28 protein-coding genes are annotated in these 25,979 nt (G+C 45.1%); 15 read left to right on the top strand and 13 right to left on the bottom strand.

The annotated features are described in order from the left end of the window. Positions 1 to 52 precede the first annotated feature (52 nt). The 5 genes from gspM to FTV08_RS04255 form a co-directional block, all read right to left on the bottom strand. Positions 53 to 532, bottom strand: coding sequence for a type II secretion system protein GspM (gene gspM, locus FTV08_RS04275; RefSeq protein ID WP_004280088.1), 480 nt, complete (start codon positions 530 to 532; stop codon positions 53 to 55). Beyond that, positions 532 to 1,671, bottom strand: a complete 1,140-nt coding sequence (gene gspL, locus FTV08_RS04270) for a type II secretion system protein GspL (RefSeq protein ID WP_180086739.1) — start codon at positions 1,669 to 1,671, stop codon at positions 532 to 534. Before gspL ends, gspM begins: the two co-directional genes overlap by 1 nt. Positions 1,672 to 1,701: 30 nt before the next feature. After that, positions 1,702 to 2,157, bottom strand: coding sequence for a phosphoglycerate mutase family protein (locus tag FTV08_RS04265; protein WP_005107300.1), 456 nt, complete (start codon positions 2,155 to 2,157; stop codon positions 1,702 to 1,704). A 76-nt stretch (positions 2,158 to 2,233) separates the two neighbouring features. Next, positions 2,234 to 3,307, bottom strand: a complete 1,074-nt coding sequence (locus FTV08_RS04260; protein WP_071850342.1) for an NAD(P)H-dependent glycerol-3-phosphate dehydrogenase — start codon at positions 3,305 to 3,307, stop codon at positions 2,234 to 2,236. A gap of 33 nt (positions 3,308 to 3,340) precedes the next feature. Next, positions 3,341 to 3,922, bottom strand: a complete 582-nt coding sequence (locus FTV08_RS04255; RefSeq protein ID WP_044112675.1) for a nitroreductase family protein — start codon at positions 3,920 to 3,922, stop codon at positions 3,341 to 3,343. Between the two features lie 259 nt (positions 3,923 to 4,181). Here FTV08_RS04255 and FTV08_RS04250 point away from each other — a divergent pair, with 259 nt between their 5' ends. Beyond that, entirely contained in the window at positions 4,182 to 4,562 is a 381-nt protein-coding gene (locus FTV08_RS04250; protein WP_004646604.1) for a hypothetical protein, read from the top strand. Between the two features lie 58 nt (positions 4,563 to 4,620). Here the strand turns inward: FTV08_RS04250 and rhlB are convergent, their stop codons facing one another. Both rhlB and FTV08_RS04240 read right to left on the bottom strand, forming a co-directional pair. Then, positions 4,621 to 5,772: an ATP-dependent RNA helicase RhlB gene (rhlB, locus tag FTV08_RS04245; protein WP_004646602.1), complete on the bottom strand. Its 1,152-nt coding sequence runs from the start codon at positions 5,770 to 5,772 to the stop codon at positions 4,621 to 4,623. Positions 5,773 to 5,873: 101 nt separating this feature from the next. Then, positions 5,874 to 6,089, bottom strand: coding sequence for a cold-shock protein (locus FTV08_RS04240; RefSeq protein WP_004280099.1), 216 nt, complete (start codon positions 6,087 to 6,089; stop codon positions 5,874 to 5,876). A 382-nt stretch (positions 6,090 to 6,471) separates the two neighbouring features. Between FTV08_RS04240 and FTV08_RS04235 the strand changes: the two genes are divergently transcribed. The 5 genes from FTV08_RS04235 to FTV08_RS04215 all read left to right on the top strand — a co-directional run bounded on the left by FTV08_RS04235 (position 6,472) and on the right by FTV08_RS04215 (position 9,226). Continuing rightward, entirely contained in the window at positions 6,472 to 6,705 is a 234-nt protein-coding gene (locus FTV08_RS04235) for a sulfurtransferase TusA family protein (RefSeq protein ID WP_071850343.1), read from the top strand. A 136-nt stretch (positions 6,706 to 6,841) separates the two neighbouring features. Further along, complete coding sequence (rpoH, locus tag FTV08_RS04230) at positions 6,842 to 7,711, top strand: RNA polymerase sigma factor RpoH (RefSeq protein WP_004280101.1); 870 nt, start codon at positions 6,842 to 6,844, stop codon at positions 7,709 to 7,711. 119 nt (positions 7,712 to 7,830) lie between these two features. Next, positions 7,831 to 8,196, top strand: a complete 366-nt coding sequence (locus tag FTV08_RS04225) for a DUF423 domain-containing protein (protein ID WP_044112682.1) — start codon at positions 7,831 to 7,833, stop codon at positions 8,194 to 8,196. A 35-nt stretch (positions 8,197 to 8,231) separates the two neighbouring features. Further along, positions 8,232 to 8,429, top strand: coding sequence for a sulfur carrier protein ThiS (thiS, locus tag FTV08_RS04220; protein WP_071850344.1), 198 nt, complete (start codon positions 8,232 to 8,234; stop codon positions 8,427 to 8,429). Between the two features lie 14 nt (positions 8,430 to 8,443). After that, a complete protein-coding gene (locus FTV08_RS04215) occupies positions 8,444 to 9,226 on the top strand; it encodes a thiazole synthase (protein WP_005107305.1) in 783 nt (260 codons plus the stop codon). A 54-nt stretch (positions 9,227 to 9,280) separates the two neighbouring features. Here the strand turns inward: FTV08_RS04215 and FTV08_RS04210 are convergent, their stop codons facing one another. Next, positions 9,281 to 9,892 (bottom strand): glutathione binding-like protein, encoded by a 612-nt coding sequence (locus tag FTV08_RS04210; protein ID WP_004280108.1) that lies wholly within the window; start codon positions 9,890 to 9,892, stop codon positions 9,281 to 9,283. A 217-nt stretch (positions 9,893 to 10,109) separates the two neighbouring features. On the opposite strand from FTV08_RS04210, the gene FTV08_RS04205 reads away from it, so the two are divergent. Both FTV08_RS04205 and trmB read left to right on the top strand, forming a co-directional pair. Then, positions 10,110 to 11,555, top strand: coding sequence for a SulP family inorganic anion transporter (locus tag FTV08_RS04205; RefSeq protein WP_180086738.1), 1,446 nt, complete (start codon positions 10,110 to 10,112; stop codon positions 11,553 to 11,555). A 151-nt stretch (positions 11,556 to 11,706) separates the two neighbouring features. Continuing rightward, entirely contained in the window at positions 11,707 to 12,423 is a 717-nt protein-coding gene (gene trmB, locus FTV08_RS04200) for a tRNA (guanosine(46)-N7)-methyltransferase TrmB (protein ID WP_180038893.1), read from the top strand. Between the two features lie 228 nt (positions 12,424 to 12,651). Here trmB and FTV08_RS04195 read toward each other — a convergent pair whose 3' ends face one another. From FTV08_RS04195 to FTV08_RS04175, 5 genes are all read right to left on the bottom strand, one after another. Continuing rightward, positions 12,652 to 13,428, bottom strand: a complete 777-nt coding sequence (locus tag FTV08_RS04195) for a Rossmann-like and DUF2520 domain-containing protein (RefSeq protein ID WP_253146197.1) — start codon at positions 13,426 to 13,428, stop codon at positions 12,652 to 12,654. Positions 13,429 to 13,511: 83 nt separating this feature from the next. Then, a complete protein-coding gene (locus FTV08_RS04190; RefSeq protein ID WP_004280113.1) occupies positions 13,512 to 14,309 on the bottom strand; it encodes a thioesterase family protein in 798 nt (265 codons plus the stop codon). A 62-nt stretch (positions 14,310 to 14,371) separates the two neighbouring features. Continuing rightward, entirely contained in the window at positions 14,372 to 15,040 is a 669-nt protein-coding gene (locus FTV08_RS04185) for a class I SAM-dependent methyltransferase (RefSeq protein ID WP_180086736.1), read from the bottom strand. Positions 15,041 to 15,348: 308 nt separating this feature from the next. Beyond that, positions 15,349 to 17,037 (bottom strand): AMP-binding protein, encoded by a 1,689-nt coding sequence (locus FTV08_RS04180; RefSeq protein WP_180086735.1) that lies wholly within the window; start codon positions 17,035 to 17,037, stop codon positions 15,349 to 15,351. Between the two features lie 98 nt (positions 17,038 to 17,135). Continuing rightward, positions 17,136 to 17,771 (bottom strand): TetR/AcrR family transcriptional regulator, encoded by a 636-nt coding sequence (locus FTV08_RS04175; protein ID WP_071850349.1) that lies wholly within the window; start codon positions 17,769 to 17,771, stop codon positions 17,136 to 17,138. Positions 17,772 to 17,919: 148 nt separating this feature from the next. On the opposite strand from FTV08_RS04175, the gene FTV08_RS04170 reads away from it, so the two are divergent. From FTV08_RS04170 to FTV08_RS04140, 7 genes are all read left to right on the top strand, one after another. Continuing rightward, positions 17,920 to 19,092 carry an isovaleryl-CoA dehydrogenase gene (locus FTV08_RS04170; protein WP_004646592.1) on the top strand — a complete coding sequence of 391 codons (1,173 nt, stop codon included), beginning with the start codon at positions 17,920 to 17,922 and terminating at the stop codon, positions 19,090 to 19,092. Positions 19,093 to 19,127: 35 nt separating this feature from the next. After that, positions 19,128 to 20,729 carry a carboxyl transferase domain-containing protein gene (locus FTV08_RS04165; protein WP_005262061.1) on the top strand — a complete coding sequence of 534 codons (1,602 nt, stop codon included), beginning with the start codon at positions 19,128 to 19,130 and terminating at the stop codon, positions 20,727 to 20,729. Positions 20,730 to 20,740: 11 nt separating this feature from the next. After that, positions 20,741 to 21,535 (top strand): enoyl-CoA hydratase/isomerase family protein, encoded by a 795-nt coding sequence (locus FTV08_RS04160; protein ID WP_180086734.1) that lies wholly within the window; start codon positions 20,741 to 20,743, stop codon positions 21,533 to 21,535. Between the two features lie 19 nt (positions 21,536 to 21,554). Continuing rightward, on the top strand, positions 21,555 to 23,549 hold the full coding sequence (locus FTV08_RS04155; RefSeq protein WP_180086733.1) for an acetyl/propionyl/methylcrotonyl-CoA carboxylase subunit alpha: 1,995 nt from the start codon (positions 21,555 to 21,557) through the stop codon (positions 23,547 to 23,549). Then, a complete protein-coding gene (locus FTV08_RS04150) occupies positions 23,546 to 24,448 on the top strand; it encodes a hydroxymethylglutaryl-CoA lyase (protein ID WP_180086732.1) in 903 nt (300 codons plus the stop codon). Before FTV08_RS04155 ends, FTV08_RS04150 begins: the two co-directional genes overlap by 4 nt. 93 nt (positions 24,449 to 24,541) lie before the next feature. Beyond that, the gene (locus FTV08_RS04145; RefSeq protein WP_004729993.1) at positions 24,542 to 25,246 is read left to right on the top strand and encodes a CoA transferase subunit A; all 705 of its coding nucleotides are present in this window, start codon (positions 24,542 to 24,544) and stop codon (positions 25,244 to 25,246) included. 2 nt (positions 25,247 to 25,248) lie between these two features. Then, positions 25,249 to 25,887: a CoA transferase subunit B gene (locus FTV08_RS04140; protein WP_004646586.1), complete on the top strand. Its 639-nt coding sequence runs from the start codon at positions 25,249 to 25,251 to the stop codon at positions 25,885 to 25,887. Positions 25,888 to 25,979: the final 92 nt, after the last annotated feature.

The raw sequence follows: 25,979 nt of genomic DNA, 5'->3' as shown, positions 1-25,979 counted from the left end.
TAGGCATAGGCTGACTTAAAAACCATGCTTTGCAAATCTTTATTTTTACCGTTTATTGTATGGTCGCCGTTAATTTAATCTGTCCCGCCTCATTATTTAGTTCCATTTTCTCGATACTTAGCCCCATTTGTGCCAGCTGAGTCAGGAAATTTGCCAGTACTGCATAATTTTCATGCATGACCGCCAATTGAATTTTTCCTTCCATTTGCTGGGAAGCCACCGACAATCCTTGCTGCTGTGCGACTCGCTGTACTTTCTCCGCTGCATCCAGTTGGGTGTCCCCAGCCGGTTTCATGGTTACTGCATTACTTTGCATCCAAACAATGGTATCTTTCAGCTGATTTAAGCGTTTTTGCTGGGTATCTGCCGCCTGATGCATATACCAGAGTGCAGAACCGACTGCCGCCACAATCACAAAAACAGTGGTAAAAATCACCATTACCCGTTCACGTACCGACAAGCTGTCCAGATAATCACTCAGTTTTTCAAAAGACTGATCCATACGATTTTGTAGCGCTTCAATGCCTTTCATTATTGAATCCTCACCAGTCCGATCGCAGCTGTTCCGCTGGCCTGAATATTCCCCAGCTCCACCTTAAAGCCTTGCTGGCTTAATTGTGTGGTCAGTGCATTTAACGTTTCTGATGAATTGGCTTTAAGCTCCATACTTAACACAGAAGCATCATAATTCACCCGTTGTGCCACAATCTGATTTTGCATCAAGACTGGCCCCACCCGACTAATCAGCTGCAATGCATGCGTATCTGCAATCTGGCTTTGACGCAACTGCCCTTCAAACTGACTTTTGATATTCTGCTCAGTGACCGGATAATTTTGTCCAAACCAGTATTTAAACTGGTCGATGGCTTGCGCGGCGGTCTGATTCGCCACTTTCTTATATTGATACCAGCGCACAGCATCATAACTAAACTGCAATACTAAAATACCCAGAAAAACCGCCGCGCAGGCTTTCCAGTAGCCGGAAATAGCGCCATTGGATTTTGCTTTAGGCAAGACATTAAACGGATGCTGTTTCGGTTTTTTCAGTACAGGAATTCCATACTGGAAAGACTCCAGTTGCTCCTGAGTGACCAGTGCTTCAAGACTACGCAACTGCTCCTGATTCAGATTGCTCACCTTATAGCTGAGATCCTTGGGCTGATAATCCAGATAAAGGCTTAGATCATCCAGCGACTGGCCGATATATTCCGACTCGCGCACCAGCAAACGTCCACCGATTTGCGCAATCACACGCTGATTGGCATCAGGAACCGGCAGCACCAAAAAGTCCGGTAACAAAGCTGCCAGCTTGACTGGGATCAGGCTTAAAGCATGTTGCAAGGTCTCAAGCGTAGAATTCGCAATCCCCATAATGCTGATCTGATCCGGCTGCTGAAAATGATGTAGCACTTTCATAGCATCTACCGGCAGCACCACGTATTCTTCGAGCAAATATTTAATGCCATCATTGCCCATTTTCTTATATTGGCTCTTGGGCAAGGTCTGCTGCAAAATTTGCACATGACGGCTCGGGAAAAATACTACCGCCTCTTCGCCATGATGAGCCTGTATATCCTGAATCAGCTGCTCAAGTGTGTCCGCAGTGTTCCAGAATTCCCCAGTTGACCATTGCCAAACCCCATTGGCTTCTGGCATCCATAAATACAACATCAATTGTGTTCTGCCATTTTAATTAATTTTTTATAGTGTAGGAATAAAACTTTTAATCTGTGTGGATAAGCCCGGGGCAATCACCGCCTGATCATAAATACGTGCTTCTGCCAATGCATAGGGATGAAAAGATTCAGCCAGCAGAATGGAAGACATATGGGCCACCACATTCATATGACACACCACTACAATCGACTCATAAGGCAGTTGCGATAACCATTCCACTGCGACTTTGGCATCATCATCCGGTTTGATCGTATTACAGATCACCACCGGCACATCTTTAAAATACTGCTGCAAATGTGCCAGAGTTTCCTGCGCTCGCAACAACGGACTGACCACAAACACTTCAGGCTTAATCAGATCCTTTAAGAACTGCGCAGTTTGTTCAGCCTGTTGATGACCACGCTCCGTTAAAGGTCGCTTGGTGTCATTACCATTGATCGGTGGCGCGGCCTCGCCATGTCGAACTAAAGTCAGTTGCATTTGATTTCCTTATATTCTTTTGCCTGCATGATAAGCAGCGAATATGACAATTCGCAGACAGTCCCTGTGTTATAGATCAGACTTGATGATGTGGCAAGACAAATTCAACATCACTTCGATGACCGTTTTTCATCAATGACAAGGCAATATTGAGTGGTGGCGCACCTTCAAAAATCACATCATACAAGGCCGAGGTAATCGGCATATATACATCGAGCTCTTCCGAACGTGCCTTGACCTGCACAATGGTATTAATCCCTTCTGCCGTTTGCCCCAATTCAGTCGTTGCCTGCTCCAAGGTTTTACCTTTGCCAAGTGCATAACCCACCTGATAATTACGGCTGAGCGGACTGCTACAGGTTGCGAACAAATCACCCACACCTGAAAGCCCAAGAAAGGTCAGCGGATTGGCACCGAGTTTTACTGCAAAACGGCTCATTTCAGCCAAGGCACGAGTCAGGATCATACTCTTGGTATTTTCACCCACGTTATACGCAGCGGCCATACCCATCGCGACAGCATAAATATTTTTTAATGCGCCCCCAAGTTCTACCCCATGCACATCATCACTGGCGAATACGCGGAACAAGGCACTATGTAAGGCTTGTTGTACGGCATAACGCACCAGCTCGGACTGGCTGGCAATCACGGTTCCTGCTGGCTGTCCTGCCACAATTTCTTTGGCCAGATTCGGTCCTGATAACACACCATAAGGCACTTCAGGCAACACTTCACGAATAATATCGCTCATGAAACTAAAGGTTTTGGCTTCAATACCCTTGGTCAGCGAGATCACGGCTTGCGACGTAATAAAAGGTTTGATTTGCTGCAAGACATCCCGAAAGGAATGACTCGGAATAGCGACTAAAATAATATCGCGATCACGCACAGCCTGTTCCAGATCTGACACCGCTAGCAGATTTTCTTCTAACTTAAAATCTGGCAAATAGCGTTTATTGATATGCGTGACATTAATATCTGCCGCAACTGCTTCATCACGAATCCAGATCATGGTATTGCAACCATTACGCACTGCAGTATTGGCCATTGCAGTACCGAAGCTGCCCCCACCCAATACCGTGACTCTTAAAGCTGTCTTATGATCAACTGCAACCGGTTCTACCAGTTTTGAGAAATTTAATTCTGACATCTTATTTTTTAATATCCTGTTATACCCTGCAAACTAGCTGTTCTGGTTCCAATAACTGACAAAATCACCGGTTTGAATCTCTGCGCGTGCTGGAATTGCTTTTGCTGCAGTGCCAATATAAATAATACCTGAGACCAGATCATCTTTTGAAATTCCCAATGCCTGCTTAAACAGGCCAGACTCGACTACAGCACCGCTACGCCACATGGTCGAGAAACCCTGAACCTGAAGTGACAACAGAAAATTCTGAATGGCTGCGCCTGAACTAAGGATTTGTTCAAAATGCGGAACTTTAGGATGATCCTGCAAACGCGTTAAGGCAAGCACCAATAAAGGCGCACGAAATGGATGATTCTTGACCCGCTCAATCTGCGCTGTTTCAGTTTCACCCAAATCGACGAGCGCCTGCGACAGCAACCCTCCAAAAGCTTCACGCTGATTATCTGGAACCACCACAAATGTGGTCGGCTTGAGCCGATGATGATCGGGTGCAGTTAATGCCGCTTGAAAGGCTCTTTCCAGTTGTTCTGCATTGGGTGCGGGTGCCAGCAGATGACCAATCGATTGCCGTTGGTGAATATTTTGATGAACGATGTCAATCGCAGATTCCGTCATTGCCTTGTATATCTACACTTAAAAAACCATACTCAAGATTAGCATATTCAAAGAAAAATACGCTAGAAACTTCATAGCGATTCAGCACGCTCATCACAATTTGAAGATAAAGTTGCTTGGTTTTTCAATCCTGTGCTGCTCTATTTTTCACCTAACTCACATAGAGCTATACCAAAAATTGCCAAACCTATACAACAGCTACAAAATCTGCGCTGCTTGCTGTGTTGAAATATTCAGCATCGTATTTACTTGAGATTTCATGATGAAAAAAACAATCGCTTTCAGCGGATTAGCTATTTCCGCATTACTGCTTACTGCCTGTGCCTCAAACCCGACTGCATTGGCAGTGCAAAAGGAAAATAACCAGTATGAAGTGACCGGATTAGGTAAAAATCAACTGACTTCGAAAAACAACGCGATTACTGCGGCCAATAAAGCCTGTGGCTCTCGATCAACCCCAATTATTGTAGATGAAAAGACAGCTTATAACGGCGCTTTAAAAGGCGTGGTCGATGAACAAACAGGTCAGATGATTCAGGCAGCAGCTACTGTCCTTGGCAATATCGCAGGTACCAATACTGGTTTAAACCAGAATGACGACTATCAGACGGTGCTTACATTCCGCTGTCAGGCCAAATAAGCCAAACCATAGCGCAATAAAAAACCGCTCTTCAAGAGCGGTTTTTCTATGATCTGGATTAACAATAACCTTCCAGGCGGGTCAAAGGCAATTTTTGCCCAATGGCTTTTTCAATTTCCGGAAGATAGAACGCATCATCTTCGGACAAGAAACTGATACTTACACCTTGCGCACCGGCACGGCCTGTACGACCAATACGATGTACATAATCATCTGACTGTTCTGGCAAGGTAAAGTTCACCACATGGGATACGTTATCTACATGAATACCACGTCCTGCCACATCCGTCGCAATCATAATATTATGCTGACCATTTTTAAATTGATCTAACATTTTCGTGCGTTTATCTTGCGCGATTTCACCAGACAACATCACCACCTTATAACCATCCCGTTTTAAATGATCATAAAGTTTGCGTACCTGATCCCGACGGTTAGCAAAAATCATGACTTTCTCAATCGGCTCATCACGCAGAATTTCTTGCAACAATTTATATTTATCTGATTTTGCCACCATATAAACCCGTTGCTCGACATCAGCATTGGTTTTCTTTTCTGGCTCAATTTCAACCGTAACCGGTTCAAACAGCCATTGCTGCGCAAGATTCAACACATCATAGCTAAATGTTGCAGAGAACATTAAAGTCTGACGCTGCTCTTTACGCGGCGAGAAACGTACAATCCGTTTAACCGATGGAATGAAACCCATATCCAGTAGACGGTCTGCTTCATCAATGACTAAAAATTCAATCTGATCTAGCCAGACTTCTTTTTGTTCTACAAAATCAATCAGACGACCTGGTGTAGCCACCATAATATCGACAGGCGCTTTATTAAGCTGGTTCTTTTGCTTGTCAAAATCCACACCACCCAGCAAGGTCACCACATGCAAACCCGCATATTTCGCCAGGTGCTGTGCATCGCTTTCAATTTGCAATGCCAGTTCACGGGTCGGTGCCAGAATCAGCGCGCGCGGCTCACCACGATAACGTTGTTCCTGAATCGGATTATTTAACAGATCGTTCATGATACTAATTAAAAAGGCCGCAGTTTTACCTGTACCAGTCTGTGCACGGCCAATTGCATCATGTCCTGCCAGCGTGAATTTCAAAACCTTCTGCTGGATAGGCGTCATGGTGGTAAAGCCTAAAGCATCAATCGCTTTTTTTAGATTGGGATGTAAATTTAAGGTTTCAAAACCAGATGACATAAAGCGGTGCTCTAATTGGGTAATCACTAAGATAGGGATAGTATAAACAAAAAACGCCCCAAGTTATATTGGAGCGTTTTCTTTTTAGCTTAATCCGAAGATTAGTCTAATGGTTGAACTTCTTCAGCTTGAAAGCCTTTTTGGCCTTTAACAACACTGAATTCAACACGTTGGCCGTCACGAAGTGAACGGTGACCGTCACCTTGGATAGCACGGAAATGAACGAATACGTCATCGCCGCCATTACGTTGAATAAAGCCGAAGCCTTTAGTATCGTTAAACCACTTAACTACGCCTTGTTCGCGAGCAGCTGTCATAAGTTAATCCTCATTGAAACTAAAAGAAGGACCACCCGGTGTTGCAAACAGCAGAGCAAACAAGTTTGAAAATATTATTTTTAAGCTTGTAATCATTCTGTAAAACTATCAACAAAATCCCGGTTACATCCATTTATGTAATAGGGTGAAAAACAATCACTTTGTTTATTCAAAGTCCCAAATACGCAACGAGCTTAACATGGGTTTATCACAATTAATAGATTTTTTTTAGCATGTTCTGTTTGATTTAGTTATTTTTTTCATGAAAATTGTCAAAAGACTTTATAAAGTCATTTAGATCTTCTTTTTCTGAAACCAGTTTGGTTCTGGCATCATATTTGCTACTATTTATAGCCTTTTCTGCTATCTAAATAAAACCGCAATGTCCGAATATCCAGCGCAATTCAGCCTTATAGACGCTATGGGAAAACCGTGCCCGATGCCGCTATTAATGTTAAAGCGCGCACTAAAGGCCGGAAATCAGAAAACATTCCTGCTGACATCATCTGATCCGCATAGCCAGACAGATGTCAGCCGCTATTGTCAGCTGCATCAGCTCAAGCTTGAATTTAAAAAAATTTCTGATACAGAGTTTCACTACTTAATTGAATCTTAAAAATTTTCAATTAAACTGTTGATCTTCACTTTCGTATACTTTTTTACATTTCTCTACCCAAATATCCATTATTTGCGGAGAGATTGGATTAAGATAAAACCTAGTTTAGGGTTATCCCGCACTTCAAGGAGAACACATGAGTGACAGCCGCAATCAGTTAATGCCCCTGTCATTATCGGCGCCAGGTGTCAACCTCGGTGCTTATATCAGCACTGTCAATCAGATTCCGATTTTAACGGCCGAACAAGAAAAAGAGTTGGCTGAACGCTATTATTATGACCAAGATTTAGATGCAGCGAAAATGCTGGTCATGTCGCATTTGCGTTTTGTAGTACATATTGCGCGTAGTTATGCAGGTTATGGTTTGCCACAAGGCGACCTGATTCAGGAAGGCAACCTGGGCCTGATGAAAGCTGTAAAACGTTTTGACCCGAATATGGGCGTACGTCTGGTGTCATTTGCCGTGCACTGGATCAAGGCGGAAATTCACGAATATGTGATCCGTAACTGGCGTATTGTGAAAATCGCCACCACTAAAGCGCAACGTAAACTGTTCTTTAATCTGCGCAGCCTGAAGAAATCATCGAAAAAGTTGACGCTCGCAGAAGCACAGTCTATTGCCAATGATTTAAATGTCACACCAGAACAAGTACTGGAAATGGAAGGCCGTCTGACGGCGTATGATGCGGCTTTTGATGCATCAAGCGATGACGATGATGAAGGTTCCACCCATGTGGCACCCGCTTTATATCTTGAAGATAACCGTTATGACCCGGCCCGTCTGATTGAAAATGAAGACTATGAGGAGCAAAGCACCTCTGCCCTGCACGAAGCCATGGATCAGCTAGATGATCGTTCACGGAATATTCTGCAACGCCGTTGGTTAGACGACGAGAAATCGACCCTGCACGAGCTTGCAGCCGAATATAATGTTTCTGCGGAACGTATTCGTCAGCTGGAAAAAAATGCCATGGAAAAAATTAAAGTAGCAATGTCATCCAATTAACACCAAATTCTGTTATTGATTTATTTTTAAAAAGTCTTCCTTCAGGAAGGCTTTTTTATGTCCGCATTTTGAATTTATGCTAAGGTTGAGCGCAAACTTTATCAGGAAGATCAATTCAAATGTGGATTGCGATTTCAGCACTTAATTTGGCATTTGCAGTTATGCTCGGTGCTTTTGGTGCACATGGTTTAAAAGCGCGAGCAACTGAAGCACAGCTCGGCTGGTGGCAAACGGCAACAGATTATTTTTTCTATCATGCCTTAGGACTACTGATTCTTTCTCTGCTCGCGAAAGTCATTCCTGCACTACCGATTCAGTGGAGCTTCGGACTGATTCAGGTTGGTATTTTACTGTTTTCTGGCTCACTGTATATCATGGCCTTAGGATTACCCCGCGGTTTAGGGGTGATTACACCTATTGGCGGCGCTTTAATGATTGCCGGATGGTTAATTCTGGCCTGGAATGCTTTAAAATACGCCAGATAAGTCTGAACAACACTTAATCATGGAGGGTTGCTAGAATGATGATTTACATCAATGGCGAACAACACGAAACTCACTGCAAGAATCTGCTGGAACTGATTCAGAGTATGGCGCTTGAGGGTAAGCGTTTTGCAGTTGAAGTCAACGAAATGATTATTCCTAAAAGCAGATTGGGCGATACGCCAATTTGCGATACAGACAAAATAGAAATTATTCACGCGGTCGGTGGCGGCTAATACTCGGGACAATTATGCAAGATTTATTACAGATTGGTTCACGCCAATTCCATTCACGCCTTTTGGTAGGCACGGGCAAATACAAAGATTTAAATGAAACTCAGCAGGCCATTGAAACCAGTGGTGCAGAGATTGTCACTGTCGCTATTCGCCGTGTCAATATTGGCCAAGATCCTGACCAGCCGAACCTGCTGTCAGTCATTCCTCCGGAAAAATATACCATTTTGCCGAATACCGCAGGTTGCTTCGATGCCAATAGTGCCGTCCGCACCTGTATGCTGGCGCGTGAGTTGCTCGATGGCCACAATCTGGTCAAACTTGAAGTTTTGGGTGATGAAAAGACACTTTATCCAAACGTAACCGAAACACTGAAAGCTGCGCGCACCTTGATTGACGATGGCTTTGAGATCATGGTTTATACCTCGGATGATCCGATCGTGGCGCAAGAGCTGGAAAGCATGGGCTGTGTTGCGATTATGCCATTGGGTAGCCTGATTGGTTCTGGTCTGGGCATTCTGAATCCACATACCCTGTCAATCATCAAGGAAAATGCCAAAGTTCCTGTCCTAGTCGATGCCGGTGTCGGTACAGCGAGTGATGCCGCGATTGCGATGGAACTGGGTTGTGATGGTGTACTCATGAATACAGCGATTGCAGCTGCACAAAATCCGGTATTAATGGCATCTGCGATGAAAAAAGCCGTTGAAGCAGGCCGAGAAGCTTTTCTTGCAGGCCGTATGCCGCGCAAGCGTATGGCCAATGCCAGCTCACCGGAAACCGGCTATTTCTTTAAATAAATTTTCATGAACAAAAATAAAGGACTCAATTGAGTCCTTTATTTTTGTTTTTAGTTAAGGAATCAGACCTTCATCACGCATAGCAATCTGTACAGACTGACGTTCTGCCACTTTATTACGGATATGAATAATATTTTTATATGGACTCAAATCATGCTCAATCTGGTTCGACCAGTTGGTCAAGACAAATAGATAGGCATCCGCAGGCCCAAAGTTATCATCCACCAGATAATCATTGTCCGATTCACCAATCGCTTTATCGATATAACTCAATAGTCGATCAATCTCTGCATAGGCTTTTTTCTTTTCATCTTCGGATAACTTGCCACCGAAGAACACCGCATAGGCATCATGTAGTTCAGAGTTCAGATAACCTAACCATTCCAGCACTTTGGCACGTCCCATGCCCGATGGTGGAATCAGATCTTGTTTTGGATCGTGTTGAGCAAGAAACGGTAGAATTGCAACATTTTCTGTCAGGATCAGACCAGGGTTAATTTCTAACGCTGGTACATAGCCTTTAGGATTAACTTCGTAATAATCCGTACCTTTTTCTGTTTTATGTGTTTTTAAATCAACACGTTCCAAATCAAAATCGACATTAATTTCATTTAAAATAATATGTGCTGCCAGTGAGCAGGCACCTGGCGAATAGTAAAGCTTCATTTCTGATCCTTGTTATACACTTCTCAATGTTTTAAATCGCTTCTGACAAACTTTCAAGTGATCAAACCTGTAAATTGCAAAAAAGCGTAACTGTCATTTTGGGGCAGTTACTCATTCAATATTCAGGATATTCCGGGCTTTTGCAAGTCAATCTTGTGTAGATTTTTATCTCTATCTGTTTAACATACACAGGTTTTCCAAATTTAGATGATATTTCGTGATTAGCCTGAAAAAAGAAGAATGGTTTTCTAATATCCGCACAGATGTACTGGCAGGTCTAGTGGTGGGACTTGCCCTGATTCCTGAATCAATTGCCTTCTCTGCCATTGCCGGTGTTGATCCGCAAGTCGGTTTGTATGCCTCTTTCTGCATTGCAGTATCCATTGCCTTTTTTGGCGGCCGTCCTGCCATGATCTCTGCGGCTACAGGTGCTATGGCGCTTTTGATGATTACCTTGGTAAAAGAACATGGTCTGCAATATCTGTTGGCTGCCACAATTCTGACCGGTATCATTCAGGTCATTGCGGGGTATTTTAAAGTCGCTAAATTAATGCGTTTTGTATCGCAGGCGGTGGTATACGGATTTTTGAATGCCTTGGCGATCCTGATATTTGTGGCACAAATCCCGGAAATTAACCGGATGGATAGCACCGGTTATCTGTTTATTGCGATTGGTCTGGCAATTATTTATTTGTTTCCTTATATCCCTAAAATCGGTAAAGCCATTCCCTCTCCTCTAATCTGTATTATAGTTTTAAGCGGGCTGGCGCTGTTGTTGGGTGCAGATATGCGTACCGTGAGCGATCTGGGACAATTCCCGGATACCTTGCCGGTATTCCTGATTCCAGAAATTCCACTCAACCTGGAAACCTTGCAAATTATCCTGCCTTATTCCTTTACCTTGGCAACTGTCGGTTTACTGGAAAGCATGATGACCACTACGGTCATTGATGAAGTGACCGGAACTGAAGGTGACCGTCATCAGGAATGTCGTGGTCAGGGTATGGCCAATATTGTCAGCGGCTTTATGGGCGGGATGGCCGGTTGTGCCATGATCGGCCAGTCAATTATCAATGTATCTTCAGGGGCACGTACCCGTTTATCGACTCTGGTCGCTGGCGTGTTTCTGCTGTGTCTCGTGGTTTTTTTGAAAGACTGGCTGGCTTATATCCCAATGGCAGCTCTGGTTGCGATCATGATTATGGTGGCATTTACCACCTTTCAATGGGGAGCAATCAAGCAATTCAGTAAACATCCGCTAGAATTTAATACCGTGATGATTGCCGTGATTATTGTCGTGCTTGCCACTCATAATCTGGCGCTTGGTGTATTTGTCGGCGTATTGCTCTCTGCCCTGTTCTTTATTAATAAACTGGAAAGAACTATACATGTCTATACGTATTTAAATACGGTCAATTCACGTAGCTATATTATTTCCGGACAGATATTCTTCAGCAGTACAGAAAAATTCTATCAGTTCTTTGATTTTAAGGAAAAGCTTGAGCATGTCGAACTGGATTTAACCCACGCGCATATCTGGGATGTGACCTCAGTGAACATGTTGAATAATGTGATCCAGAAATTTAAAGCCCAAAATATAGACGTAACAGTGATCGGTTTAAATGAAGCCAGCAGTACACTGATTGACCGGTTTAGTAGCTGATGAACGGTGATTAATAAAAGAGCCTCAATTGGCTCTTTTATTTTATCTGGAAGATCTCGCCAATTTTTATGGAGAAATACCGAGAAAAGTTTGACTTGCTCGGCTCAGGACTTAAAATACCGCATTCTGAATTTTTAGATTTGCCAAAGTTATGTCGAACGATCAATTAGACCAGCAAGTCGTGGAGCTGGAAAACTTAAGCGAGCACCGTGAAATCGTGACGTTTATGCGCCGCTCAATGCCGTTAAACACCTCTCAACGTACTGCGCTTGAACAATATGGTCACTTAATTTTGGAATATCCAGTGGGTGATTTGCGTCAGCACTTTGAACATCCAGAGCGCCCTTTGACTGTAGAAATCGGTTTTGGGATGGGCCGTTCACTGGTATTGATGGCCAAAGCCAATCCTGAGCGTAACTTTGTCGGGATTGAAGTGCATGTACCGGGTATTGCGCAATGCATTTACGAAGCAGGTGTTGAAGGCCTAACGAATTTACGTGTGCTGGATGCTGATGCAATTCAGGTATTACGTGAAATGCCAGACAATAGTATTAATGCAGTTCAGTTATACTTCCCTGATCCATGGCAGAAAAAACGTCATTTTAAACGCCGCTTTGTTTCGCATGACCGTATGCCGCTGGTGGAGCAAAAGCTGGAGCTTGGCGGAACTTTCCATGCTGCAACGGACTGGGAACCGTATGCGGAATGGATGATAGAAGTATTGGAAGAACGTCCACGTCTGGAAAATCTGGCGGGCAAAGGCAATAGCTATCCTCGTCCGGAATGGCGTCCACAAACCAAGTTTGAACGTCGCGGGATTGAAGCAGGTCACAAGATTAATGATTTTATCTTTAAGAAAATTTCTTAATCTAAGACTCAAAAAAAGCGCTGATTATTCAGCGCTTTTTTATGGGAGAAATTTTGCAATCCACTTATATATAAAGACAAATGCACCCGAAATAACACTTAAGAAGAAAAATAGATTTTCATCTTTATACTATTTCCATTTTTTATTATTTTTTCTTTTCATTTTTCACCAAAATTAAAGAGGAAAAAGAATTGAGTATTTTATTTTAGACTAAAAAATCCGGCTCTTTTATTTTCGATGACGTTCTAGGATTTGCTGGCTCAACAACTGATAGACATTTTGCAAATCTTCCCGCTGCATATTAGCTAACATCTGCTGATGCATATTCAAGATATTCTGATCACCACGCATCGCTGGGCCGGTCTGCATTTGTTTGGGATCATTCTGCGTGGCTTTACTGGCGGTTTCCAGCATCAAGGGATACAACAAACTAAAATCGACCTGTTGTGCATCAACCACCTGCTTGCCCATGTCATAACAATAATTGGCAAAGTTACAGGCAAATACCGCTGCAAGATGCAAACTGAGACGTTGACTAGAATTATAAATATAAACACGATTGCTTAGGCTATTTGCCAGTTCTAATAACAGGATTTGGTCCTGTTCATTCTCCGCCTCAATAAATAGTGGCGTCTGCTGCCAATCAATCTGGCGTTCCAGACTAAAGGTCTGTAAAGGATAAAATACGCCTGCACGCGCATGCACATTTTTCAGTAAATCGAGATGGGTACTGCCAGAGGTATGTACGATCAGATTCTGCTGCAGATGCGGATGAATCCGTTCAATGACGCTGGCAATCGACTGATCACTGACCGCGATAATGACCAGATCCACCTCATGACTCAGCTGTTCAGGTCGAGCGATGGCCTGAGCGTTGAATTGCTCAGCCAGTTGCTGTGATTTTTCTAGGGTTCGACTGTAGATCTGTACGATCTCATGTTGTGCTGAAAATACACGGGCAAGATGATATGCCACTCGCCCTGCCCCAATCATACTGATCCGCATCTTGTGCTGTTCCTGACTCATTGCGCACAGCATGCCAATAAATACAGATTGAGGCAATTGGCCTTGATGTTTTTGAATAGGCTTTAGAACTTTCGCAGGGTCAGAATCTGTTCACTTCGGCCAAAAGGTCCATGAACATCATGCAGAATCCCGCTAGTCAGACCGATACCATCTTCACCATATTGCTGCACCACTTCCAGTCCCAGCCATTTACCCTGCGGCAGACGGTGCATATGAATCTGCAGGTCCAGATTCGGAAATCCCCAACCGGAATTCGGGTCCTGACGTGGCACAATGCCATTGGCCGTATCGACCATACCGAGCAAACGACTAAAGTCTGTCGTCGGTTGACCTTCTACCATGTCCAGCGAATTTCTTAGCCAGACAATGCCCTTGCCTGCACGATGGTCAGCATGTGCCCGGGTTTCAATACTCTGGATATAACCGCCCGGCCAGCAGCGCATACCCTCCCAAACCGGTAAATATTCTGGACTTTCGATCGGAAAATCTTCCACTCCAGCAATGGCCGTGGTATTTGAAGTTAGCATTCTCCACGCGCGTGCCACGATACAGGTTTTACCATTGGCACACATTTCAGCTTCAACCAGTTCAATGGTTTTACCCGGACGGATCATGCGTGTGGTAATCGAAAATTCACCAAAGGCTATCAGGCCAAAAATATCCAGCCCGACCCGACCAATACGCATGTCAGCACGTGGCTGAAACTGTTCCAGTTCGACGCATAGAATACCGGTGGCTGGCGCCATGTGCTGCTCATGCGGATTCCACGCACCTTGTGCATGAATATTAGAACGGTAATAAGCCGTAGTACTGCCATCTGCATGCTGTTCGCGCTGAATAAAACTGTAATATGCCGACATTGTTTTAATACTTCCCTGAATATTCTCTTAAACTTTAGAATTTGCAAAAAGTTCTTTGATCTTTATTTTCTGAGCAAAAAGCCATGATAATTCATGATTTGACAATAAATTTTGCACTGTTTAAATCCGACTTTGGTTAAAAGTGCTGTAAAATTTTGCGCAGATAACAAGTGAAAATCCTGCTCCAAGCGTTCAATCATCTTGCCACTTTGCACCATGCTTAACCCTGTCTGCTGTGCCAGCTTCTGCATAATTTTGATGTCTTGCTGATCTTCGGGTTGCATCAGGTCATAGGTCAATGCAAGACCGTTGGTTTTAAGACACTGATGGATAGCCTGAAAAAATCCGTTTTTTTCGGAATTTGGAATGAAATGAGCCACCAGAATGGCCAATGCGGCATCGAAAGTATCCGGCTGATTCAAATCTTGAATCGTGCTTTGGATGAATTGCACCCTTTGTCGATCTATAGAATTCAGATTTTTACTAGCCTGTTTCAGCATGGCTGCTGATGGATCAATTGCAGTAAAGGTCCAGTCTGGATGTTGCTCTAATAAATACGACAATTCATAACCTGTTCCGCAACCCACTATTAATATATGTGCGGTTTCTGGGAGTTCAGTGCTGAGAATTGCTTCAATCTGCTGATGCACCAGTTCATAACCGGGAATCAGTTTACGGATATGATCGTCATAACTGGCGACCACGACTTCACTGTGAAAGTTTTTTGCCATATTTTACTCTGATTTTAGATGTTCAGTACATTCATGTATTTCTATTACCAGACCGTCGTGATCAGTAAATTCATTTACAGACATTTTAGAATCTTGCTAAATGTACAACCTCAAACTGCTAGATATATTGAACGTCCATTGCGCAGGTTTCTCGTTACTTTGACGGGGCAAAGTAACCAAACCCTTTTGTTTCACTGATATGGCATCCCTGCCATACAGTGAAACGGCGACATCCATGTCGCCGGGCTCTCTGATGAGTTGCTATTAATTGTTAGCTTTAGGATTAGTTCTAACGTAAAAAATAAAGTTTAAGCAATCTCTTTCAAGTTCAGCTCTTCACGCATAAATTCACGCAATTTGAACTTCTGCGCCTTCCCTGAAGCCGTCATTGGAAATTCCTGGAAGAAACGCACATAGCGCGGCACTTTATTGTGAGAAATATGCTCCTTACAATACTGACGGATGGTTTCTTCAGTACAAGGATCATTTTCATGCAGGATGATGCAGGCACAAAGTTCCTCACCATATTTATGGTCTGGCACCCCAATCACCTGTACATCTGAAACAGCCGGATGGGTATAAAGGAAGTCTTCAATTTCTTTCGGGAACAGGTTTTCCCCTCCACGAATCACCACGTCCTTGATTCGGCCCTTGATTTTGACAAAGCCTTCATCATCCATTTCAGCGATATCACCGGTATGCATCCAGCGCGCCGCATCAATCACTTCCTGGGTTTTATCCTGATCTTCCCAATAACCGAGCATCACTGAATAACCACGTACACACAGCTCACCCAATTGGCCGCGTGGAACCACCTTGCCATTTTCATCGACAATTTTAACTTCCAGATGCGGATGTACCCGGCCAACCGTACTGACACGTTGCTCGACACTGTCTGCCGTTGAGCTTTGTGCACTGACGGGTGCGGTTTCAGTCATGCCATAACAAATCGTGATTTCAGACATATGCATACGTTCAATCACGCGCTGCATAATTTCCTGCGGGCATGGACTACCCGCCATAATCCCGGTACGCAAGCTGGATAGGTCAAATTCATCAAACTGCTCATGTTCCAGCACCGCAATAAACATAGTTGGTACGCCATAAGCCGCGGTACATTTTTCCTGCTGGATGGCTTTCAGGGTTTCTAGCGGATTAAATACAGCTGATGGATAGATCATGGCAGAACCATGCGTAATACAGGCCAGATTACCCATCACCATACCAAAGCAGTGAAATAAAGGAACTGAAATACAGACGCTGTCTTCTGGACCTAAATGAATCGCTTCACCGACAAAGTACCCGTTATTTAAAATATTATTATGGGTCAGCATGGTGCCTTTCGGATTGCCCGTAGTGCCCGAAGTAAACTGGATATTAATCGTTTCATCGAACTGCAATTCACTGGAGATCTGTTGCAGTTGTTCCAGCTCTTGGGCGCTTGGCGAGCTTAGTAAATCCTGAAAACGGTGGATACCGGTATGCTGCTGATCATCAATTTTAATCACATGCTTTAAATGCGGCAAGCGCTCTGCATTGAGGAATTTACTTTCAGTCTGCATCAGCTCAGGTGCAATTTTAGTCAGAATTTCCTGATAGTCCGTCGTCTTAAACTGCGCTGCAATCACCAGTCCCTTACAGGAGACCTTGTTTAGCACATATTCAAGCTCATTGCTTTTATAGGCCGGATTCAGGTTCACTAGAATAATGCCTGCCTTGAAGGCCGCAAACTGGGTAATGGTCCATTCCACACAGTTCGGCGACCAGATTGCCAGACGGTCACCTTTTTGCATACCTAGTTTCAGCAGCTGACAGGCAAAGGCATTGACCTGATCCTGTAGCTGCCGGTAACTGAGGCGTATGTTCTGATGCAAACTCACTACCGCATCACGTTCTGCATACTGCTCGCAAGCCTGATCAAATTTTTCACCAATCGTCATGCCCAATAAAGGCTGGCTGCTGGTTCCATAGGCATAGCTTAACCGTACTTGTGTCATTGAATCGATCTCCTTGATTCTTTGTAATTCTGATTTTCAACTTTACTAATTGTTTTATGACCACGACGACCTTGTCTGTGTACCGGTTTTTTGTGTGTTTATGCTTGTAAATTTTCCTCCTGCCCACGTACTGCGTTGACACAAAAATCGGCAATCTGTTTGACAAAGTGATCCTTATACTTCTGATCAAACATGACATTTCGGGACGGATTTAAAGGTTCAATCACGACAAAGGTCATGGCACCAACCACACCTAATGCTGCCGTATTCAAATCTTCAAATTCGAATTTTCCATTGACCTTGCCTTCGGCCAGAATTTCCTTAATGCTCTGCTTAAGCAGCTGCTTACTGCGAAAACGCTCATGTTCCATTTCCGGATCAACCGGTTCGAACATCAGTGAATACGCCAATTGGGGGCTATTCATGGCACGCTTGACAAAAGTTGTAACAGATTTTTGCAATTTCAGTTTTGGCGATAAATCTGACTCGGCAATATGGTTCAGAATTCCGACTTCATGCTGAATCGCGGCCGACAAAACCTCAATTAAAATCTGGCTTTTGCTTTCGAAATATCGATAGACCAGCCCTGTAGAAACGCCTGCGCGTTCTGCAATCGCCTGAATCGATGCCTCCTTCAAGCCCCCTTGAATAATCAGTTCACGAGCAGATTCCAAAATCGACAGGCGATTTTGTTCCATTCGTTCCTGCATCAATGATGATCTTTTATAACTCATAAAATTAATCTCAACAAGATAAAATGAATTGTAAATCATTTTGTGAATATAGATTCACTTTTTTATTTTTTCGTTGTATGTTAAAACCACAAGCACAACAACAATGCTTTTTTGGACACAACAAATATAACCTCAGGATGGATGAAGAATGAATTTACAAAGCTTGGATTTCGGTTTGGATGAAACTCTAATAGCGCTTCGTGATTCAGTGGCCGCATTTTGCGCCAAAGAAATTACCCCGATTGCTCAACAGGTTGACCGTGACAACGAGTTCCCTGCTCACCTTTGGAAAAAATTTGGCGAGATGGGCCTGCTCGGGCTGACAGTCAGTGAGGAATATGGCGGTTCAAATTTTGGTTATCTGGCGCACATCATTGCCATGCAGGAAATTTCCCGTGCTTCTGCATCCATTGGGCTGTCCTATGGCGCACATTCTAACCTATGTGTAAACCAAATTAAGCGAAATGGTACTGAAGAACAGAAACAGCGTTATCTGCCTAAACTGATTTCAGGTGAATATGTCGGTGCCTTGGCAATGTCTGAACCGAATGCAGGCTCGGATGTGGTGAGCATGAAACTGAAAGCAGAAGACAAAGGCGATCACTACCTGTTGAATGGTTCAAAAATGTGGATCACCAATGGTGGCGATGCTGATGTCCTGGTGGTCTATGCCAAAACCGATTTGCAGGCCGGCGCCAAAGGCATGACCGCCTTTCTGGTTGAAAAAAATATGCCAGGTTTCAGTCATGGCACACATTTGGACAAACTGGGTATGCGCGGTTCAAACACTTATCCGCTGTTTTTTGACAATGTCGAAGTACCCAAAGAAAACGTCATGGGCGGCGTCGGTAATGGCACCAAGGTCTTGATGAGTGGTCTGGACTATGAGCGTGCTGTATTGAGTGCTGGCCCACTGGGGATTATGGATGCCTGTATGGATACCGTGATTCCATATATTCATGACCGTAAACAGTTTGGTCAGGCGCTGGGCGAATTCCAGTTAATGCAAGGCAAAATTGCCGACATGTATTCGACCTGGCTAGCCTGTAAGGCACTGGTTTATGCGGTCGGTGCTGAATGTGACAAAGCTGAGCATAGCCGTAGCCTGCGTAAAGATGCTGCCAGTGCCATTTTATATGCTGCTGAAAAAGCGACCTGGATGGCGGGTGAAACCATTCAGACTTTAGGTGGTAACGGTTATATCAACGAGTTTGCTGCAGGCCGTTTATGGCGCGATGCCAAACTGTATGAAATTGGCGCCGGTACTTCAGAAATCCGCCGCATGCTGATTGGCCGTGAACTTTTCAACGAAACAGCCTAAATCTTAACACTTAGAATAAAACAAGGATGTTCGTCATGAATCAGTTATCGAGCAAAATCAATATACGTAGTGAAGAGTTTAAAACCAACCAGACTGCCATGCTGCAACTGGTGGATGACCTGAAACAGAAAGTTGAAAAGATTGCCCTCGGTGGCGGCGAAACTGCCCGCCAAAAACATTTAGATCGCGGCAAGCTGTTACCACGTGAACGGATTAATCACCTGATTGATCCAGGAACCGCTTTTCTGGAAATTGGTCAGCTGGCTGCCTATCAGGTTTATCAGGATGATGTGCCTGCCGCAGGTGTGGTCGCTGGTGTTGGTCAGGTCAACGGTGTGACCTGCATGATCATCGCCAATGATGCTACGGTGAAAGGCGGTACTTATTATCCATTGACAGTGAAAAAGCATTTACGTGCCCAGGAAATTGCCGAACAGAACCATCTGACCTGTATCTATCTGGTGGATTCAGGCGGTGCATATTTGCCTTTACAGGATGAAGTATTTCCAGACCGCGATCACTTCGGCCGTATTTTCTACAATCAGGCACGTATGTCGAGCCAAGGTATCGCTCAGATTGCAGTGGTGATGGGTAGCTGTACTGCCGGTGGTGCTTATGTTCCTGCCATGTCAGATGAAACCATTATTGTCCGCAATCAGGGCACGATCTTCCTCGGCGGCCCTCCTCTGGTTAAGGCAGCTACTGGTGAAGTGGTGTCTAGTGAGGATCTCGGTGGTGGTGATGTGCATACCCGTTTGTCTGGCGTGGCTGATCATCTGGCTGAAAACGATGAACATGCGATTGCGATTGCCCGCAACATCGTGGCCAACCTGAACAAAAAGCCAAACAAGACCGCAGATGAAATCGAAGCGCCGCTATTTGACAGTTCGGAACTGTACGGCATTGTGCCGAGTGACGCGCGTAAGCCTTTTGATATCCGTGAAGTGATAGCCCGTATTGTTGACGGTTCACGTTTTGACGAGTTCAAGGCACGTTTCGGCACTACCCTGGTGACCGGTTTTGCCAAGCTCTATGGCATGCCGGTCGGGATAATTGCCAATAATGGCATTCTATTTTCCGAGTCTGCCCAAAAAGGCGCACATTTTATTGAGCTGTGTACCCAGCGCAATATTCCACTAATTTTCCTGCAAAACATTACCGGCTTTATGGTCGGCCGCCAGTATGAAAATGAAGGCATTGCCAAAAATGGTGCCAAGCTGGTGATGGCCGTCGCCAATGCTAATGTACCGAAACTGACTCTAGTGATTGGCGGTTCTTTTGGTGCAGGCAACTATGGTATGTGTGGACGCGCTTACTCGCCACGCTTTATGTGGACCTGGCCAAACTCGCGTATTTCAGTGATGGGCGGTGAACAGGCCTCCAGCGTCTTGTCGACCTTAAAACGTGACCAGATTGAGCAAAAAGGCGGAACTTGGTCAGCTGAAGAAGAAGACCAGTTTAAACAGCCGATTCGTGACCAGTACGAACGCCAAGGCCATCCTTATTATGCGTCTTCGCGTTTATGGGATGATGGTGTGATTGATCCAGCGCAATCGCGTGAAGTACTAGCCTTGAGTCTGGCTGCAGCCCTGAATGCGCCCATCCAGCCAACCAAATTCGGCGTGTTCCGCATGTAAGAGGTGACAAAATGACATATCAATTTTTACAGCTCGAACAGCAGAATCAGGTGGCAACGGTTTGGATTAACCGTGCTGAACTGCACAATGCCTTTAATACTCAAGTCATTGAAGAACTGCATGCTTGCTTCCAGTCTTTAAATAACCGTGATGATGTGCGTGTAGTGATTCTGGCGGGTCGTGGCAAAAGCTTCTCGGCCGGTGCTGACCTGAACTGGATGAAACAGGCCGGTCAGGCATCACAGGCAGACAACGAAGCGGATGCGCTCAAACTGGCGAAAATGCTGCAAAGTCTGGCAACCTTGAAACAGCCGACCATTGCCCGGGTACATGGTATTGCGTTTGGCGGCGGCATGGGTCTGGCTTCGGCCTGTGATATTTGCGTGGCCAGTACCGATGCCAAGTTTGCGACGTCGGAAGTACGTTTAGGTCTGGCACCTTCGACCATCAGCCCGTATGTGATTCGTGCGATTGGGGCCCGTCAGGCCTCACGTTATTTCCTGACCGCCGAGCGGATTACTGCTGAACAGGCCAAAATGATTGGTCTTGCGCATGAAGTCACTCCACCGGAACAGCTCGACAGCAAAATTGATGAAATTGTGGAAGCACTTTTACTGGGTGGACCTGCTGCACAGAGTGCATCCAAACAGTTGATCCAACTGGTTGACCAACAGGTATTAACCGAAGATTTACTGCTTAAAACCGCACAGCATATTGCCCATATTCGCCAGGGAGATGAGGCGAAAAATGGACTGAATGCATTTTTAAACAAACAAAGCCCGGCCTGGATCAAGACCACGGCATAACAACAAGAAGGATCCTACGATGTTTGAAAAGATTTTAATTGCCAACCGTGGTGAAATTGCCTGCCGTGTCATTCGTACAGCGAAGAAATTAGGGATTGCCACCGTTGCTGTATACTCCGATGCCGATGCTCAGGCACAACATGTGAAACTGGCCGATGAAGCGATCTATATTGGTGAATCGCCAGCAGCACAAAGTTATTTGCAAATTGATCGCATTATTCAGGCAGCCAAAAACACTGGTGCCCAGGCGATTCACCCCGGTTATGGTTTCCTGTCCGAAAATGACCAGTTTGCCTTGGCCTGTCAGGACAACAATATTGTCTTTATTGGCCCGCCAGTCGATGCCATTCTGGCAATGGGTCTAAAGGCCACCTCTAAAGCGCTGATGGAAAAAGCCGGTGTGCCTCTAACCCCCGGCTATCATGGTACCAATCAGGATGCCGACTTCCTGAAACAGCAGGCAGACAATATTGGCTATCCGGTACTGATCAAGGCCAGTGCCGGCGGTGGCGGTAAAGGCATGCGTCTGGTGGAACGCAGCGAAGATTTTCTTAGCTCGCTTGCTTCATGCAAGAGTGAAGCACGTTCAAGTTTTGGCAATGAAGACGTTCTGATTGAACGTTATGTGATTCAGCCACGTCATATTGAAGTGCAGGTGTTTGGTGATACCCACGGCAATTATGTACATCTGTTCGAACGTGATTGCTCGGTACAGCGTCGCCATCAGAAAGTGTTGGAAGAAGCGCCTGCACCGAAAATGCCGGAAGACAAACTGGAGGCGATGCGTCAGGCGGCAATCGATGCTGCGCGTGCAGTAAATTATGTCGGTGCCGGTACAGTCGAGTTTATCGTGGAGCAAGACGGCACAGCTTACTTCATGGAAATGAACACCCGTCTTCAGGTTGAACATCCAGTGACGGAAATGATTACCGGACAGGATCTGGTGGAATGGCAACTGCGCGTGGCTTTTGGTGAACCTTTACCGAAGCAGCAGCATGAGTTGCAGATTCATGGACATGCACTCGAAGCCCGTGTTTATGCCGAAGAACCGGAAAAAGGCTTTATTCCTGCGATTGGTCAGATCAGCTACCTGCATTATCCGGAGCAAAGTGACTGTGTACGTGTGGATAGCGGTATTGTCGAAGGCGATGAAATCAGCACTTATTATGATCCGATGATTGCCAAACTGATTGTCTGGGGCAAAAACCGTGAAGCAGCCCTAACCCAGATGCACCATGCACTGGGTCAGTTCCATGTTGATGGTCTGGGTAACAATATTGCTTTTCTAGATCGCCTGGTGCTGTGTGACTCGTTTAAAAATGCACATTTAGATACTGGCCTGATTCAGCGTGAAGAGGAATTCCTGCTCAAACCTTCTGCGGATATCAGTGCCGAACTGGTGGTCAGTGCCGCACTGATTGAATTCCTGGCACGTCAAGCACAGAATCCCGTTCCAAGCAATCCGGTGTGGCAGCAAAAAGCATTCTGGCGCCTGAACCAGCAAAATAGCCATACAGTGCAATTACAACGCAATGGCATTAACCTGAAAATTCAGTTCAGCACCCAAGATCAAGGCTTTGTTGCCAGCTATAACGGTCAGCAAATTCAGATTCAGGGTCAACTCGTCGATGCCCATACTTTAGCCTTGCAACTGGCGGGTAAACAGCAAAAACTGGCTTTTAGCCAGAGTGAGCAAGGCATTACCCTGTTCCAGAATGGTCAAGGCTATAAGTTTAATTACTTGAAGTCTGATTTTAATAATCAGGATGAACAAGGCACGGAAAATAACCTGATCGCACCAATGCCAGGTGTCATTACCCAGGTGCTCGTGGCAGCCAATGACAAAGTCAAAAAAGATGATGTGCTGATGACGCTGGAAGCCATGAAGATCGAATACTCGATTCGCGCACCGCATGACGGCATCATCGCAAGCTCATATTTTCAGAAGGGTGATCAGGTTAAAGCCGGTGATGAACTGGTCGAGTTCCAGCCTCTGGCGGAGGAAGTGGCATGACGGATTTTGTCAAAATCGTAGAGGTCGGGCCACGCGATGGCCTGCAAAATGAAAAAATACCTTTGACATTGGATGACCGGAAAAACCTGATTCTGGACCTGATGAAAACCGGTCTGCAGTCCATCGAAGTCGGCTCCTGCGTTTCAGCCAAATGGGTACCGCAAATGGCAGAAAGTGATGTGCTCTTTGCCAGCCTACCCCAAGATCCGAATATTCAGTTCAGTTTATTAACCCCAAACATGAAAGGTTTTGAATCGGCACTGGCTGTGGGTTGCAAGGAAGTGGCGGTATTTACTGCAGCTTCTGAAAGCTTTACCCGCAAAAACATCAACTGCTCGATTGATGAAAGCTTCGAGAAGTTTGCCGATGTCATGGCAGCAGCCAAAGCCAATGATATTAAGGTACGTGGCTATGTTTCCTGCATGGTGGACTGTCCTTATGAAGGTGCCATTGATCCCAAGCAGGTGGTGAAAGTCACGCAGCGTTTGCTGGAGATGGGCTGCTATGAAGTGTCGTTGGGTGAAACCATTGGTACAGCAACACCGGATCGGGTAAGAAATGTCTGGGAGGCTTGTCTGGCTGAACTTGATACTAAAGTTTTGGCAGGTCATTTCCATAATACCTACGGCATGGCGATTGCCAATATTTATCAGTCACTGTTGCAAGGCATTCGGGTCTTTGACTCCTCCATTGCTGGACTGGGTGGCTGTCCTTATGCCCAAGGTGCATCTGGCAATGTCTCGACCGAAGACCTGTATTACCTGCTCTCGAATATGGGCTTTGAAACCGGTATTCAGCTAGATGCACTGATGCAGGCCAGTCGTAATATCAGTGAAGTCTTGCAGCGCAATAATCCATCCAATTATGCCAATGCCTACTGGCAAAAAGCCTGTGCTTAACAATAATCATGCTTGAGCAAAATAAACTTAAGCAACCCATAAGGATATAAACAGCAGATTTAAGTCTGCTGTAATAACAATAGAGGTGACAAGATGTCAAACAAGGTTTATGACAGCGCTCAATCCGCCTTAAAGGATGTGGTGCAAGATGGTCATACTCTGGCTGTCGGTGGTTTCGGCCTATGTGGTATTCCAGAAGCTTTGATCACGGCCCTAAAAGAAACTGGTGCCAAAAATTTGACCTGTATTTCCAATAATGCCGGTGTAGACGGCTTCGGTCTGGGGCTTTTACTGGAAACAAAACAGATTAAAAAAATGATCTCCTCTTATGTCGGTGAAAACAAGGAATTCGAACGTCAATATTTAAATGGCGAACTGGAAGTTGAGCTGACCCCACAGGGTACACTGGCAGAAAAATTACGTGCTGGCGGTGCCGGTATTCCGGCTTTTTATACGGCGACGGGTGTAGGAACCGTGATCGCTGAAGGTAAGGATGTCCGTGAATTTAATGGCAAGTCTTACATTCTGGAAGAATCTTTAACAGCTGATGTTGCTCTGGTTAAAGCCTATAAGGCCGATAAAGCCGGCAACCTGATTTTCCGTAAAACCGCCCAGAACTTTAATCCGGTCTGTGCCATGGCCGGCAAAATTACCATTGCTGAAGTCGAAGAGATTGTCGAAATTGGCGTGCTAGATCCGGACGAAATCCATCTTCCGGGAATTTATGTGAACCGGATAGTCCTGAATGCTCAACCGGAAAAACGTATTGAACAGATGACTTTAAAGGCGGAGGCTTGATCATGGCTTGGACACGTAATGAAATGGCGCAGCGCGCGGCACAAGAGCTTGAAGATGGTTTCTACGTCAATCTAGGGATTGGCCTGCCGACGCTAGTCGCGAACTATATTCCGGAAAATATCAATGTCTGGCTGCAGTCGGAAAATGGCCTGCTGGGGATTGGCGAATTTCCAACCGAGGAGACAGTGGATGCCGACCTGATCAATGCCGGTAAACAGACGGTTACCGCGCGTAAAGGTGCTTCATTTTTCTCAAGTGCCGACTCCTTTGCCATGATCCGTGGCGGTCATGTCAATATTGCCATTCTGGGTGCTATGGAAGTGTCCGAAACTGGTGATCTGGCCAACTGGATGATTCCAGGCAAAAAGGTCAAAGGCATGGGCGGTGCCATGGATCTGGTCGCGGGTGTACAAAAGGTCGTGGTCTTGATGGAACACTGCGCCAAAGATGGTACACCTAAGATAGTTCCAGAATGTAGTCTGCCGCTGACCGGCCAGGCTGTGGTGAACCGGATTATTACCGATCTCGGTGTACTGGATGTTACTCCTGATGGAATTCGACTGGTTGAACTGGCACCAGAGGTAAGTTTTGAAGAGATTCAAAAAGTCACGGGGGTAGCGCTACTACGTAACGCTGCCTGATCCAGCCAGCCCTTAAGAATGAAGCATCTTAAGGGCTTTTTTATATATAGCTGTTTCATTTCAAAATAATAATCGCAGAATAAATGGATTTT

This window comes from Acinetobacter sp. YH12226, assembly GCF_013417805.1.
In the GTDB taxonomy this organism is placed as follows: domain Bacteria; phylum Pseudomonadota; class Gammaproteobacteria; order Pseudomonadales; family Moraxellaceae; genus Acinetobacter.
Note: the sequence above shows the minus strand (reverse complement) of the source record. Positions and strands in the feature narration are given on the sequence as shown.

Excerpts from the sequence above, each read along its gene's own strand:
- gspM (WP_004280088.1), bottom strand. The coding sequence starts at position 532 with ATGAAAGGCATTGAAGCGCTACAAAATCGTATGGATCAGTCTTTTGAA.
- gspL (WP_180086739.1), bottom strand. The coding sequence starts at position 1,671 with ATGTTGTATTTATGGATGCCAGAAGCCAATGGGGTTTGGCAATGGTCA.
- FTV08_RS04265 (WP_005107300.1), bottom strand. The coding sequence starts at position 2,157 with ATGCAACTGACTTTAGTTCGACATGGCGAGGCCGCGCCACCGATCAAT.
- FTV08_RS04260 (WP_071850342.1), bottom strand. The coding sequence starts at position 3,307 with ATGTCAGAATTAAATTTCTCAAAACTGGTAGAACCGGTTGCAGTTGAT.
- FTV08_RS04255 (WP_044112675.1), bottom strand. The coding sequence starts at position 3,922 with ATGACGGAATCTGCGATTGACATCGTTCATCAAAATATTCACCAACGG.
- FTV08_RS04250 (WP_004646604.1), top strand. The coding sequence starts at position 4,182 with ATGATGAAAAAAACAATCGCTTTCAGCGGATTAGCTATTTCCGCATTA.
- rhlB (WP_004646602.1), bottom strand. The coding sequence starts at position 5,772 with ATGTCATCTGGTTTTGAAACCTTAAATTTACATCCCAATCTAAAAAAA.
- FTV08_RS04240 (WP_004280099.1), bottom strand. The coding sequence starts at position 6,089 with ATGACAGCTGCTCGCGAACAAGGCGTAGTTAAGTGGTTTAACGATACT.
- FTV08_RS04235 (WP_071850343.1), top strand. The coding sequence starts at position 6,472 with ATGTCCGAATATCCAGCGCAATTCAGCCTTATAGACGCTATGGGAAAA.
- rpoH (WP_004280101.1), top strand. The coding sequence starts at position 6,842 with ATGAGTGACAGCCGCAATCAGTTAATGCCCCTGTCATTATCGGCGCCA.
- FTV08_RS04225 (WP_044112682.1), top strand. The coding sequence starts at position 7,831 with ATGTGGATTGCGATTTCAGCACTTAATTTGGCATTTGCAGTTATGCTC.
- thiS (WP_071850344.1), top strand. The coding sequence starts at position 8,232 with ATGATGATTTACATCAATGGCGAACAACACGAAACTCACTGCAAGAAT.
- FTV08_RS04215 (WP_005107305.1), top strand. The coding sequence starts at position 8,444 with ATGCAAGATTTATTACAGATTGGTTCACGCCAATTCCATTCACGCCTT.
- FTV08_RS04210 (WP_004280108.1), bottom strand. The coding sequence starts at position 9,892 with ATGAAGCTTTACTATTCGCCAGGTGCCTGCTCACTGGCAGCACATATT.
- trmB (WP_180038893.1), top strand. The coding sequence starts at position 11,707 with ATGTCGAACGATCAATTAGACCAGCAAGTCGTGGAGCTGGAAAACTTA.
- FTV08_RS04195 (WP_253146197.1), bottom strand. The coding sequence starts at position 13,428 with ATGCGGATCAGTATGATTGGGGCAGGGCGAGTGGCATATCATCTTGCC.
- FTV08_RS04190 (WP_004280113.1), bottom strand. The coding sequence starts at position 14,309 with ATGTCGGCATATTACAGTTTTATTCAGCGCGAACAGCATGCAGATGGC.
- FTV08_RS04185 (WP_180086736.1), bottom strand. The coding sequence starts at position 15,040 with ATGGCAAAAAACTTTCACAGTGAAGTCGTGGTCGCCAGTTATGACGAT.
- FTV08_RS04180 (WP_180086735.1), bottom strand. The coding sequence starts at position 17,037 with ATGACACAAGTACGGTTAAGCTATGCCTATGGAACCAGCAGCCAGCCT.
- FTV08_RS04175 (WP_071850349.1), bottom strand. The coding sequence starts at position 17,771 with ATGAGTTATAAAAGATCATCATTGATGCAGGAACGAATGGAACAAAAT.
- FTV08_RS04170 (WP_004646592.1), top strand. The coding sequence starts at position 17,920 with ATGAATTTACAAAGCTTGGATTTCGGTTTGGATGAAACTCTAATAGCG.
- FTV08_RS04165 (WP_005262061.1), top strand. The coding sequence starts at position 19,128 with ATGAATCAGTTATCGAGCAAAATCAATATACGTAGTGAAGAGTTTAAA.
- FTV08_RS04160 (WP_180086734.1), top strand. The coding sequence starts at position 20,741 with ATGACATATCAATTTTTACAGCTCGAACAGCAGAATCAGGTGGCAACG.
- FTV08_RS04155 (WP_180086733.1), top strand. The coding sequence starts at position 21,555 with ATGTTTGAAAAGATTTTAATTGCCAACCGTGGTGAAATTGCCTGCCGT.
- FTV08_RS04150 (WP_180086732.1), top strand. The coding sequence starts at position 23,546 with ATGACGGATTTTGTCAAAATCGTAGAGGTCGGGCCACGCGATGGCCTG.
- FTV08_RS04145 (WP_004729993.1), top strand. The coding sequence starts at position 24,542 with ATGTCAAACAAGGTTTATGACAGCGCTCAATCCGCCTTAAAGGATGTG.
- FTV08_RS04140 (WP_004646586.1), top strand. The coding sequence starts at position 25,249 with ATGGCTTGGACACGTAATGAAATGGCGCAGCGCGCGGCACAAGAGCTT.